This is a genomic window from Corynebacterium sp. HMSC066C02, from assembly GCF_001814945.1.
GTDB classification, from domain to species: domain Bacteria; phylum Actinomycetota; class Actinomycetes; order Mycobacteriales; family Mycobacteriaceae; genus Corynebacterium; species Corynebacterium aurimucosum.
Genome location: NZ_KV818463.1, coordinates 261,996 through 274,496 on the forward strand (window position 1 = coordinate 261,996; position 12,501 = coordinate 274,496).

Here is a 12,501-nt window from a genome sequence, read left to right on the forward strand (position 1 = left end):
GGCATTGCTGCTGCGCGCGGGAAGAAAACCTCACTCTTTAGTAGATAGGTCTCTCATCATCGAAGGGCCTCTCCTGCTCCGATCCCTCCTCACGGACGGTCGTGCCGGAATGCGCGCCACACCCGTAGGTGGCGTGCACCACTTTTCCATCCGCGGAGTATTCATTGGCACAGACACCATAATTAGGCAGCAGCTCGAGATAGAAAGCGCAGGTTTTGCACTGTAGCTGGGCTTGGGATGCCATATCCGAATTCGGCCCGTACTTCTTGCGCCAGCGTTCCTTGGCCTCCGTGAGACCAACCTGGGAGAGCTTCCCTTCGTCCAGCCTGTCGTCATCGGGCGCGGGCGGCATGAGGTCACCCGGCCCCAGGTCTCCTGGGCGCAGGCGCTCGGAATAAGGAACCCACTCCGGCGCTTGAAGTGCCTGCCCGCCGGGGACGAGGGCTACCTCGTTGACGGTTGGGATGCGCGAGCCTTCTGCACAGGCAACGACGGCGTGCCACTCCCACCCCGGATAGCCCGGTACGTGCGCATCAAAACGGTGAGTGGCCACGTTGCGGCCCACACCGGCAACGCCGCGGTGCTTGCCGACGTCCCCCTCACCTACCTCTTCCACGGCCCGGCGCGCTAGGTTGACGGCGGTCGAATCGAGAAGCGGGGAATGCATCTTTTTCTTGCGAGTCACTCTCCCATTATTAATCACGTACCGCGCCATAGTGCACAATGACAGTCATGCCTCTCCTCCACACCGACCGCGCCCTCCGCGCACTTGCTGCCGTCCTCTCCGCTGCTGCACTGCTCGCACCCTTAACGTCATGCTCCTCTCAAGCCGCACACGAGGATGTTTCTTCGTCTACGGCGGGTGGGACGTCGCCAAGCGCGAGCGCCCCAGAGCACCTCGGTGTCACCGTCCTGGACACCGCACCCCTGCCTGCCGATACTTTCACCCAGGGCCTAGAAGTCGACCCCGATGGCAACCTGTTGATCGGCACCGGGCTTAACGGCAAGTCGCGCCTGCTGCGCTTCAACCCGGGAACAGAAACCCCTCTGGAAGAAACCACGCTCGAGCACACATACTTCGGCGAAGGCATCACGCAAACCGACGCCGGCATCTGGCAGCTGACGTGGAAGTCCGGCACGGCCTTCCTGCGGGACTCCACCACCTTTGAGGAGCTCCGGCGAGTTCACTACGACGGCGAAGGCTGGGGCTTGTGCAACGCTGGTTCTGAGCTCATCATGTCCGATGGTTCCGCTGAGCTACGCCACCTCGACCCCCAGACTTTCGAAGAGCTCGGTCCCCGCACCGAGGTCACCCTCGACGGCTCTCCCGTGGATAATCTCAATGAGCTTGAGTGCGTTGATGGCGCGGTCTACGCCAACGTCTGGATGAGCGAGGATATCCTGCGCATCGATCCCGCATCCGGCGTGGTCACCGCAGTGATTGATACTGCGAACCTCAACCACGTTCCCTCTGCAGATCCCAACGCGGTCCTCAACGGCATTGCCCGAATCCCGGGCACCGACGAGTTTTGGATCACCGGCAAGCTCTGGGATGAGCTGTACCGGGTGCGCTTCGAGTAGGATTTTCTGCCATGGCTACCGTGAAGCAAGCAAGGAAGAAGTCGCTACTGCAGTTTCTGGCGCTCATTATCGCCGTGGCAGTCATCGTCGTTGCAGTGGTGTTGTTCCAGAAGTGGTGGAACGACCGCCCCGGCCCCGAGCCAGCAGACGTCACGATCACGGCCACAGTGGGCGAGGACACCTTAGAGGTCTCTCCCTACATCGTCTGCGAGCCCGGCACGGACTGCGAAGAGGGCGAAGTGCCTAACCTGACGGTGGGCCCCGATGACACCCTGAAATTGGAGATCCCCGAGGCTATCTACAACCACGAGTGGTCCGTGCTGTCCATCTATGATGACCCGGCCGCCAATGACAGCACCGCTCACGGCGCCAACGAAACCACCTCGCTAGAGATCCCCGGCTCCGTGCCGCCGATTGAGGCCTCCACCGGCGAGCGCCCCCAGCTAAAGGTGGTGGAGATTTCCACGCTCATGATTGGCCGCGATGCCAACGGCGAAGAGACCCCAATGCACACGGTGTGGTCCCTGTCCACCATGACGGATGAGGAGCTCAAGGAGTCCAAGGCCACTGGCGACGCTGAAGCTCCAGCTGAGAAGTAGCAGCGCTGCGGCGCGCGCTGCCCCCCCCACGCGCCTACACAAACGACAAAGTGCCCTAGTTGCCAAACCTAGGACTGATCATTGAAAAATCAGCCCAACTTTCGTCAGCTAGGGCACCTTTTAGTTACGGGTCTAAGGCTTTTGGCCCTTAGCTATCCAAGTCCTTGGCGATAGCACGCAGGATCTCGGCAACCTGGCGGCCAGTCTTGCGCTCCGGGTAGCGGCCTTGGCTCAGCACCGGCTGCACCTGGGTCTCAAGCAGTGTCATGACGTCGGAGAGCATGCTCGCCAGCTCTTCGGGCTTGCGGGCCGGGGTGCGACGGCGCGGGACATCAAGCACCTTGACACGCAGTGCCTGCGGGCCACGGCGGCCAGCCGCGAAATCGAATTCAATACGCTGGCCCTGGTGCAGCTCATCAACGCCCTTGGGCAACACATTGCGACCAACATAGACGTCTTCATCGCCGGGGTTGCTGACAAAGCCGAAGCCCTTGTCTGCGTCATACCACTTCACTTTGCCGATAGGCATGGCTCTTCACTCACTTTCTTTCCGTGTCTCCTCTTCTAAGAGCTTAGGCGCTGCCAGGCCCCAGGCTGATAGGCTCCGCCCGTCTTGGGACGAGGAGGCGCGGCGAAGCGTGAACCGAATCCTTGCAGCCGCGCGGAGGAATTATCCGTGGAACTTTTAAAGAGATACATTTTAACCCTCACGCTCCCGACAAAGAAACCCACGATAGATATCACCCCAACAATCACACCCGTTACATGTGTGATATAGCTAACATTTCCGCGCCGAGCAGGGGAAATGCTAAGAAATTGACACTTCCGTTACCGTTTTGGGCCATTTAACGTGACTGTTTCGTTATAAACCGCTACTCTCTCCCTCAGGCACTTCGGCTGCCGGCCGTGGAAGTCTCGCCCCAGACACAGTCCGGGCTTCCGCACGGCGGCCATACATGATGTGCATGAACATGAACATCAATTGCAAAACTATATGCCGGACTGGGCATCATCTGGGCGCGAGAAAGCAAGAACAACCTAGAGAAGGAATACTTTAATGGGACGCCACTCCGCTAAGAACAAGTCCATCGCCACCAAGTTTGCCGCCTCCACTGTTGCCGTGGGCGCCGCCGCAGCCATCATGGCACCGAACGCTGCCGCTGCACCGGATTCCGATTGGGACCGCCTCGCACAGTGCGAGTCCGGCGGCAACTGGGCCATCAACACCGGCAACGGTTACCACGGCGGTCTGCAGTTCAACGCTCAGACCTGGCAGGCCTACGGCGGCGGTGAGTTCGCTCCGACCGCTAACCTGGCAACCCGCGAGCAGCAAATCGCTGTTGCTGAGCGCACCCTGGCACAGCAGGGCTGGGGCGCATGGCCGGCCTGCTCCGCCAGCCTGGGCCTGAACTCCGCCCCGACCCCGCGCAACGTGAGCGCTGCCCCGGCACCGGCTGCTACCCAGGTAAAGGAAGAGACCGCACCGCAGGCACCGGCTGAGGCACCGAAGGCAGTCCACGAAGCTGCCGAGGAGCCCACCGACGAGCTGGCTGTTGACGCCCTCTACACCCTCATCGAGGACACCGCTACCCAGTACGGCCTGACCATCCCGGCTTCCTTCACCGAGCAGTACAAGGCCAACCGCCACGACTTCAACGCCTTCTACTCCGCTAACCGCCACGTCATCGACCCGCTGGCACAGGTTCTGGCTGCACGCTAAGCAGCGCGCCGCGCCGTGCAAGCTGAGCACATAAAGGCAAAGCTTTAACTACACAAAAGAGGCTGGATGGTTTTCTCCATCCAGCCTCTTTTAGTTTTGACTAAGCCTTTTCCTCAACGGCAGCGTCTTCCTTAGCGCGCGACCGATCACAGGCCAGCAACACTAGGCCAACAACAATCCACAGCCCTAGCGACCACCACGCATGGCCGAAGCCTTGCCCATCAAAGAAGGACAGCGAGCGGACTAGGTGACCCGTCGCGCCGATGGGCATCCACTGCCCCAGCGTCGACCACCCGGTAGGCAGCAGCCACGGGCCGGTTGCCAGACCCGACAGCGGGTTCGCTAAGAAGATAGTCAGCACGGCACCGATTCCAATACCCGCGGCACCCATCACCCCCGCAAGGCCTGCAGTCACCGCAGACGTCGCAAGGATGCCCGCAGCGATAGCCATCCACTCGGCAGCGAAGCTGCCACCGAGGGTTCCATAGACGGAGTGCAGCATCCACGTAGCAACGAGCCCGCCGAAAAGCGCAATACCAACGAGCACCCCCAGCTTGACCCATTTCTTGCCACGAAATGCAAAGGTGGCAATAACAGCGGAAATAATCCCGCCAAAGGCCAGCGGCAGGCCCAGCAGTGCGATACCGCTCGCCTGCGGGTCCTCCTTCGTCGTCGGCGCCAGCTCCTGCTTCTCCACGGACATTCCTTGTGCTTCAAGCTGGCCAGCGAGGCCATCAATCATCGTCACGTAGGGAGCACCATTTCCCGCAGCGGTGAACTCACTCGCGCCCTGCGGGGAGATGACCAGTCCACCAACAGCTTCACGCTGCAGCACCGCGTCGCGCACCTCGGCCTCGCTGTGCTTCACGACGATCTCCGGGGCCTCATCCCCCGCCGCACTCTCAATCTTCTGCGAGATGCCTTCGAGCATGGGCTCCGGCGCCGAAATGGCAACCGGAACGCCAGCCGGACCCGACGCAAAGGTGGGCGCCAAAAACGCCCACAGCATAAGGCCGATGACGACGGGGATCCCCACAATGGCAACTATCGATTTCACAGCAACCGATGGCTGCTTTCCTTCCTGACTTTTCACCGCTGACACTTCTAACCTCCAAATGGAACAGGGTGTTTCACTTACAAAGTGGAGCATAGTGTTCCGTTTGGTATGATGCAAGCTGTGAGACAAGACGGAGCAGAAAACAAGCAAGCCATCGTCGCAGCAGCCAGGCAGCTGCTCATCAGCGAGGGACCGGGCGTGTCCATGCGCTCCATCGCCAAGAAAGCCGGCGTGGGCGTCGCCACGGTCTCACGCCACTTCCCCGAACGGCTCTCCCTCCTCGATGCCGTCACCGGCGCGGAGGTAGCACACATCAAAGAAGAGGTGGACAGCCACCTACAAGGTTTCGACGAGGATCCCGAAGGCACCTGGCGCGATCTTATTCATCGGATCGCCAGCCTTAACTTCGCCGCGGTTGTTCAAGCAGCGGCAGCCGAGGTGAATACTGCCTCATTCTCAGACGATGACGTGCAGGAGATCGCTACCCAGCGCAAAGCTGAACTGAAGTCGATCTACCAACCGATTATCGAACCCACGCGACAAGCAGGTCTCTGCCCCGAGTCCCTCACCCCGCTCGAACTTCACATCGGCATCGGTCTCATCACCCGCCCGCTGCCCAGAACACCAGTGAGCGCCGACTACCTATCAGGTATACAAGCCCAGCTCATCGATACGCTGCTCGACGGCCTTAAAGCCCAAGCCCGTGCCAACTAGTTGAGGCGCAAGTACATTACAAACACGTATAGCCCCACCGAGGAGAACATTCTCGGAGGGGCTGAAAGCAAGCCGGAAGGCTCAACGTATCCGCTAAGTGAAGCGCAGATTTCTGCGCGCCTACTTAGCGGTTGATGCGGGTGTACGGGTGAACGTAGTTGAGCTTTTCTGCCGGCATCGGCAGAATCAGGTCGTCACCGTACGGGCTGGAAGCACCAGCAAAAGGTGCAGTAAGTTCAGTAATAGCGTGCTCGCGGGGGCTGTTCTTCGGCCAAGCCGGGGATACGAAGCCTTTGTTCTCGTTCGACATGCTCCTTATTATTCCAAACCCCGCGGCAAAAAGTAACTTATTCACCCAACGAGGGCCCCATGCCTCCCCCGCCTACTAAGCTTGAGGGCCATTATGACCTCCCCTTCACACCGCGCCCGCGTTACCGAGAGCTACCGCGAGTGGCTCAGCCAGTTGCCTGACAAGGACCTGCGCGCCCTGCTCAGCAACCGCAGTGATGTTCTCTCACCCGCACCGAAGGACTTTGATGCGTTGGCCTCGCGCCTGACACTTCCGATGCACGTCGCGGATGCCTTAGCGGCAAGCAATGCCGAGCAACTAGCTACTTTGGAGGACATCGCACAACGCGGCGGCGAAATAGCCATGGTGGAAGACACCAACCCTGCAATCACGAAGCAGCTCAAGGAGCGCGGTCTCGTCTTTGGTGACGCCCCACAGGTGCGCATCGTCACCGCCGTGATGGGCTCACTTCCCACCGGCTGGTCGTTGCGCAACCAAGTAGAGTTCGATGAGAAGGATCTAGCCGCGCTTGCCCCCGAGGAGCGCCGAGTCCTTGATGCTTTAAGCAAAAGCGACGGCATGGGCTATACCACCGACACCGAGCCGGACATCAACTCCGAGGATCCCGCCAAGCGCCTGCTGGCCAAAGGTTTTCTGGAGCGTATCAACGCGCACTCTGTGCGCTTGCCGCACTCGCTCGCCCGCCTGCTGGCTGGTGATACCACCCCGCCCATTCCCACCACCCCCTCGGGGCGCGCGGGCACCCCGGAGCCGGATGCCAGGGCTGACGACGCCGGTGCCGCAGCTGGCCTCGAAGCCGTGCGTGGCATGGAAAGGCTCCTCGAGTTGCTCGGCAGTCATCCGGTAACTCTGCTCAAGGATTCTTCGGTCGGCGTTCGCCCACTCAACCAGCTGGCCAAGGATCTCGCTCTGGAAAAGGAGGAGGTCGCGCGGCTCATCTGCTTGGGCCACCACGCTAGGCTTCTCCACCGGGGTGAGCCGGATGGCTTAGAGGGCCACTTCCTCGCGCCTACCACCGGCTCCCAGGACTGGCTCGAGGCCGACCTCGGGGAGAAGTGGCGCATTCTTCTCGACGCCTGGCGTACCTCCCCCTGGGCCAGCTGGGCTGAGACCCGGGTGCTCGCGGAGGATAGCCTCGTGCGCCGCCTGCCGCGCTTCCGCGCTTTCGTTCTCGGCGTCTATGCACACTCCGCAGTCGCGCTGAATGACGATGAGTTCTGGGAAGAGTTGCGCTTTCGATCCCCACTCTTTGCCAGCCACACGCGCACGGTGACCATTGAGCAGCTGCGCGCCGAAGCCGAGTGGATCGGCGCGGTGGCACTGGGCAAGGCTACTAACGTGCTGGGTGATTCCGCCGCAGCCACCAGCCTCGTCCCCGATACCGTCAGCGAATTTATCATCCAGCAAGACCTCACCGTCCTCGTTCCCGGCCCCCTTGAACCAGGCACACACCGCACCCTCGCATCCCTGGCGGACCTCGAATCCCCAGGCCTAGCCAGTGTGTACCGCATCAGTGAGGCCACTATTCGCCGCGGCATGGACCAGGGGCTCACCGCGCAGGAAATGATCGACTTTTTGGAAGCGCACTCCCCGACAGGCGTGCCGCAGGCATTGGGGTTTGCCATCGGGGACGTCGCCAAGCGCCATGGCACCCTCCGCAGTGGACCTGCTCTGTCCTATTTGCGCAGTGAGGATCCCGCGCTGCTGGAGCTCGCTGTTGCCTCAGTCCCGGGCCTGCGTCTACTCGCGCCCACCGTGGCGGTATCTCAGCTGCGCGTGGGCGAGCTACTGGAGAAGCTGCGCGCTAAGGGCCTCTCCCCCACTGCGGAGGATGAATCCGGCGCCTCCCTTACCGTCGCACCCGAGCCTTACCTGCTTCCTACGCCTCGTCCGAAAGCCCACAAGCGGGAGCCGGCCTCGGTGGACCAAGCGCTTCAGGCTTTGCAGAAGTCAGCACAGAATCCCAGCGCGCAGAAGGAAGAGGAACCGGATCCCCTCACGCTCGCCCGTGCCGCCGCGCGCTTCCACGCCGATATCGTGATCTCCTATGCCGATAAAAGCGGCGAGCTGCGCACCGTGACTGTGAAGCCACTGTCTGTGGAAGGCGGCTACATTGATGCCCTAGGCGCAGCGGGCAAACCCGTGCGCTTCCCGGTTCACCGCATTTCCTCCGTCCGCTTCGCCGACAGGGATTGAGTCCTTCCCTGACGCCCAGAGTAGAAAGGCCCTAGTTATGCCCGGACCACTCATCGTCCAATCGGACAAGACCGTCCTCCTCGAGGTGGATCACCCGCAGGCCGACGAGGCTCGCGCAGCGCTCGCACCTTTTGCTGAGCTGGAGCGCGCGCCCGAGCACATCCACACCTACCGAATCACCCCGCTCGCCTTATGGAATGCCCGCGCCGCCGGGCATGATGCCGAGCAAGTCGTCGACGTTCTGGAGAACTACTCCCGCTTCCCGGTGCCGCAGGCGCTGCTGATCGACGTCGCCGAGACCATGTCGCGCTACGGCCGCGTGCGCCTGCTGGCACATCCGGCCCACGGTCTCATCCTCGAATCGGACGAGCCTGTCATCCTGGAGGAGCTCACGCGCACCAAGAAGGTCAGCGAACTTCTGGGCCCGCGCATCGATGACAACACCATCGCCGTCCCACCTTCCGCGCGCGGGCGGCTCAAACAGGAGCTGCTCAAGGCCAGCTGGCCCGCCGATGACCGCGCCGGCTACGTCGATGGCGAATCCCACCCCATCGCACTGAGCACGGAGGAGGTGGACTGGAGCTTACGCGATTATCAGCAGTATGCCGCCGATTCTTTCTGGTCTGGTGGCTCCGGCATCGTGGTCCTGCCCTGTGGCGCGGGCAAAACCATCGTGGGTGCTGCCGCCATGGCCAAAGCACAGGCCACCACGCTCATCCTGGTGACCAACACCGTGGCCGGGCGCCAATGGCGCGATGAACTACTGCGCCGCACCAGCCTCACACCAGAAGAGATCGGTGAGTACTCGGGTGAGAAGAAAGAAATCAAGCCGATCACCATCGCCACCTACCAGGTGGTCACCCGCAAGACCAAGGGCGAATACCGGGCTCTCGAGCTCTTCGATTCCCACGACTGGGGCCTCATCATCTACGACGAAGTGCACCTCCTTCCCGCCCCCGTTTTCCGCATGACCTCCGACCTGCAATCGCGCCGCCGCTTGGGGCTGACCGCCACACTCATCCGCGAAGACGGCCGCGAGGGCGATGTCTTTTCGCTCATCGGGCCCAAACGCTATGACGCGCCATGGAAGGAGCTGGAATCCGCCGGCTATATCGCCACCGCGGACTGCGTCGAGGTGCGCGTAGACATGACGCAGGAGGAGCGCCTACTCTATGCCACCGCACAAGCGCGGGAGCGCTACCGGATTGCGGCGTCGGCAAGCGCGAAGCTGCGGGCCGTCGACAAGCTGCTGAAGAAACATGAAGGTCAGCAGGCGCTGATCATCGGCGCTTACGTGGACCAGCTGGAGGAGCTCGGTGAGCACCTAGACGCGCCGGTTATCGACGGCAAGACCTCCACCGCCAAGCGCGAAAAACTCTTCCAACAACTCCGCGAGGGCGAGCTTCTCACCCTGGTGGTATCCAAAGTGGCGAACTTCTCCATCGACCTTCCCGAGGCTGCCTTGGCCATCCAGGTCTCCGGTACCTTCGGCTCCCGGCAGGAAGAAGCCCAACGCTTGGGCCGCCTGCTGCGCCCGAAGAAGGACGGGCAGGAGGCTACCTTCTACACTCTGGTGGCGCGCGAATCCATCGATGCGGAATATGCCATGCACCGCCAGCGCTTTTTGGCCGAGCAAGGTTATGCCTACCGGCTGGTGGACGAAGTAGACTTGTGAGCTGATGAAGATTTTCAAGTTTGAAGTCAACGAAGACTTCGCCAAGAAGAACAATGAGCTCCTGCGTGATTCCGCGCGCCTGCGCAATTCCGGACTCATCATGGGCCTTTTAATTATCATCGGCGGCATTGCCGTCTACTTCGGCATGGAGGCCGTCTGGCGCATCACACTAGCGCTGGGCATGGTGCTCTTCGGAATCTTTTGCGCCGTCATCGGCGTCTTGGCCTCAAGCAAGGTCGGCTCGGCTCAGAAACTCTATGATTCCTATCCGTTAGCCCCCGCCGTCGTCGCAGAGGTCAACGAGCGCGACATGGTCCTCATGGCGCTGGTGAATACCAACGTGGACCCGAAGGCTCCGCCGCGCTGGGGCGCCTGCCTGCGCACGGTCACCAATATCCCGGGCATGAAGCGCACCGTGGGAACCAAGGTTCCGGTGGCCGCTGTCTCCGGCCAGCGCAGCAGCGGCGATCAAGACCACTGGCAGCAAATCACCCCCATGCCGATTGCCTGGGGTACCCCGGATGCGGAGACCGTGACGATTGCCCGCAAATCCATTCCGGAAGACCAGTGGCAGCGCCTCGAGCGCGCCCGCAAACGTCTGACCGATGTAAAAGCTACGAAATACGATTTGTTGGTGCTCTAAATGACAGTTGAGAGACTACAAGAATTTGGCGAAACCATCTTCGCCACCATGACCGCTCTCGCGGTAAAGAATGGCGCGGTGAACCTAGGCCAGGGTTTCCCCGATAGCGACGGCCCACAGCGCATGCTGGAGATTGCCCAGGAGAACATCGCCGGCGGCAATAACCAGTACGCTCCCCTGCGCGGGGTTCCGGACCTTGTCAGCGCCATCGCGGAGACCTACTCCGTACCGCAGGATCACGTCGTGGTCACCGCGGGCGCTACCGAAGCCATCACAGCCACGGTGCTCGGCTTAGTAGAACCGGGCCACGAGGTCATTGTCCTTGAGCCCTACTACGATGCCTACGCCGCTGCCATCGCGCTTGCCGACGCCACCCGCATCCCCGTCCCCTTGAAGGAATCCGGCAATAGCTGGGATATCGACGTCGATGCGGTGCGTGCAGCCGTGACCGATAAGACCGCCATGGTCATCATCAACACCCCGCACAACCCGACCGGCTCGGTCTTTTCCCGCGAAGCACTCACCGAGCTCGCCAAACTCTGCGTGGAAAGGGACCTGCTGGTTCTCGCCGATGAGGTCTATGAAAACCTCACCTTCGGCACCGACCACGTCAGCATCGCTTCCCTGCCGGGAATGGCCTCCCGCACCGTCACCGTGTCATCTGCCGCCAAATCCTTCAACTGCACCGGGTGGAAGACCGGCTGGGCCATTGCGGAGCCTAAGCTTCTCGACGGCGTCATCAAAGCCAAGCAATTCACCACCTTCGTCTCCACCACGCCCTTCCAGCCAGCCGTGGCCCATGCCCTGCGTTATGAACAAGAGTGGTTGGACGGCATGGTGTCTGAACTTGCAGAGTGCCGCAGCATCCTAGTGGAAGGTCTCAAGCAGCTGGGATTCCATGTACATGACACCGGCGGCACTTACTATGTGGTTGCCGATGTCTCCTCTACCGGTTTAAGCGGCATTGATTTCTGCATGCAGCTGCCCGAAACGAAGGGCGTGGCTGCCATCCCGCTGGCCGCCTTCACGGACAATCCCGAGCCGTGGAAGTACAAGGTACGCTTCGCCTTTTGCAAGCGCCCTGAGGTCATCCGGGAGGCCGTGCGACGCCTAACGGACGAAAGATAGACCTGCGGCACAGAGCTTTGTGCTCAGAGTTGACCATTAATCGCCCCGAGCACACGAACGCAATCCTTCACTTAACCCGCCAGCAGTCCAATCCCAACATTAACGGCAGCATGTAGAATTGAGCACTCAATGATGCTGCCCGAACGATATCTCACCGCGCCAAGTATCCAGCCACTGAGGAACTGAACGGGAAGTATCGGCCACAGATGCACATCAACACTCAATAGCACGAGGTGAGGCACGAGAAAAAGAGCGGCCTGAAGAGTGTTCCCACCCCATAGTCCCCAGCGTCGAAGAAACAAGCCGCCGAGGAATCCTCGGAAGAAAATCTCCTCGCCTACGGCTCTAAGAATCGCGGCACCACTTACCCCTTGGACGAGAACGACACCTGGGAGGGTAAGACTAGCTGTCGGCACGAGACGGATACCAAGGTAACCAATTCCTAGCAGCACAGGGAACAAAACGAGGCTTAACCCTGCCGCTTGCCAGCATCCCCATCGCAACCCCACATGTGCCCGGGCACGGGACACCCCAAGTGACTTTCGCCGGAAAAAATATAGAGCACTGAGGGCCAGAGGAATAAAAGAAATTCAATCATATTTCTTTTCCTTTACCGTGAATGGGCGAAACGACGTTGCCATAAAGTTCTCCCGACTTCAATTGTAGGATTCGCATGCGAGGACAACGGCCCAACAGCGGTGGGGTAAGTCATACCGCTCTGGGCGCTAAGAGCTAAGAGCCGACTTCGGCGCTAGCACGGCTATTGGTTGGTAGTGAGGCGGAAACCGTGAAAAAGGACCGTTGAAGCGGTGGTGCTTCAACGGTCCTTTTCGTTGTATTGAGTTGTTGTTTTGTTTGGTGTCGGCGGTTTCTTACTC

13 protein-coding genes are annotated in these 12,501 nt (G+C 60.9%); 8 read left to right on the forward strand and 5 right to left on the reverse strand.

The genetic code is table 11. The annotated features are described in order from the left end of the window. Positions 1–37: 37 nt before the first annotated feature. Positions 38–667 (reverse strand): DUF3027 domain-containing protein, encoded by a 630-nt coding sequence (locus tag HMPREF2996_RS09320; protein WP_010187764.1) that lies wholly within the window; start codon positions 665–667, stop codon positions 38–40. Positions 668–732: 65 nt separating this feature from the next. Between HMPREF2996_RS09320 and HMPREF2996_RS09325 the strand changes: the two genes are divergently transcribed. Both HMPREF2996_RS09325 and HMPREF2996_RS09330 read left to right on the forward strand, forming a co-directional pair. Continuing rightward, complete coding sequence (locus tag HMPREF2996_RS09325; RefSeq protein ID WP_010187765.1) at positions 733–1,581, forward strand: glutaminyl-peptide cyclotransferase; 849 nt, start codon at positions 733–735, stop codon at positions 1,579–1,581. An 11-nt stretch (positions 1,582–1,592) separates the two neighbouring features. After that, entirely contained in the window at positions 1,593–2,180 is a 588-nt protein-coding gene (locus HMPREF2996_RS09330) for a DUF2771 domain-containing protein (protein WP_010187766.1), read from the forward strand. A 148-nt stretch (positions 2,181–2,328) separates the two neighbouring features. Here HMPREF2996_RS09330 and HMPREF2996_RS09335 read toward each other — a convergent pair whose 3' ends face one another. After that, on the reverse strand, positions 2,329–2,709 hold the full coding sequence (locus HMPREF2996_RS09335; RefSeq protein WP_010187767.1) for a cold-shock protein: 381 nt from the start codon (positions 2,707–2,709) through the stop codon (positions 2,329–2,331). Between the two features lie 528 nt (positions 2,710–3,237). Between HMPREF2996_RS09335 and HMPREF2996_RS09340 the strand changes: the two genes are divergently transcribed. Further along, positions 3,238–3,900, forward strand: coding sequence for a resuscitation-promoting factor Rpf1 domain-containing protein (locus HMPREF2996_RS09340; RefSeq protein ID WP_010187768.1), 663 nt, complete (start codon positions 3,238–3,240; stop codon positions 3,898–3,900). Positions 3,901–4,000: 100 nt separating this feature from the next. On the opposite strand, the gene HMPREF2996_RS09345 is transcribed toward HMPREF2996_RS09340, so the two are convergent. Next, entirely contained in the window at positions 4,001–4,957 is a 957-nt protein-coding gene (locus HMPREF2996_RS09345; RefSeq protein WP_239663567.1) for an ABC transporter permease, read from the reverse strand. Between the two features lie 111 nt (positions 4,958–5,068). Between HMPREF2996_RS09345 and HMPREF2996_RS09350 the strand changes: the two genes are divergently transcribed. Next, positions 5,069–5,671 carry a TetR/AcrR family transcriptional regulator gene (locus HMPREF2996_RS09350; protein ID WP_246820332.1) on the forward strand — a complete coding sequence of 201 codons (603 nt, stop codon included), beginning with the start codon at positions 5,069–5,071 and terminating at the stop codon, positions 5,669–5,671. A gap of 124 nt (positions 5,672–5,795) precedes the next feature. Here HMPREF2996_RS09350 and HMPREF2996_RS09355 read toward each other — a convergent pair whose 3' ends face one another. Next, a complete protein-coding gene (locus HMPREF2996_RS09355; RefSeq protein ID WP_010187772.1) occupies positions 5,796–5,981 on the reverse strand; it encodes a hypothetical protein in 186 nt (61 codons plus the stop codon). A gap of 93 nt (positions 5,982–6,074) precedes the next feature. On the opposite strand from HMPREF2996_RS09355, the gene HMPREF2996_RS09360 reads away from it, so the two are divergent. From HMPREF2996_RS09360 to HMPREF2996_RS09375, 4 genes are read left to right on the forward strand one after another with little or no spacing between them, the layout of a single operon-like run. Continuing rightward, a complete protein-coding gene (locus tag HMPREF2996_RS09360) occupies positions 6,075–8,177 on the forward strand; it encodes a helicase-associated domain-containing protein (RefSeq protein WP_070529461.1) in 2,103 nt (700 codons plus the stop codon). 37 nt (positions 8,178–8,214) lie between these two features. After that, positions 8,215–9,852 carry a DNA repair helicase XPB gene (locus HMPREF2996_RS09365; RefSeq protein ID WP_070731136.1) on the forward strand — a complete coding sequence of 546 codons (1,638 nt, stop codon included), beginning with the start codon at positions 8,215–8,217 and terminating at the stop codon, positions 9,850–9,852. Between the two features lie 4 nt (positions 9,853–9,856). Beyond that, positions 9,857–10,495 (forward strand): DUF3239 domain-containing protein, encoded by a 639-nt coding sequence (locus tag HMPREF2996_RS09370; RefSeq protein WP_070731140.1) that lies wholly within the window; start codon positions 9,857–9,859, stop codon positions 10,493–10,495. Next, on the forward strand, positions 10,496–11,623 hold the full coding sequence (locus HMPREF2996_RS09375; RefSeq protein WP_070731143.1) for an aminotransferase class I/II-fold pyridoxal phosphate-dependent enzyme: 1,128 nt from the start codon (positions 10,496–10,498) through the stop codon (positions 11,621–11,623). It abuts the gene before it with no gap. 71 nt (positions 11,624–11,694) lie between these two features. On the opposite strand, the gene HMPREF2996_RS13115 is transcribed toward HMPREF2996_RS09375, so the two are convergent. After that, entirely contained in the window at positions 11,695–12,153 is a 459-nt protein-coding gene (locus HMPREF2996_RS13115) for a CPBP family intramembrane glutamic endopeptidase (RefSeq protein ID WP_371441129.1), read from the reverse strand. Between the last annotated feature and the right edge of the window lie 348 nt (positions 12,154–12,501).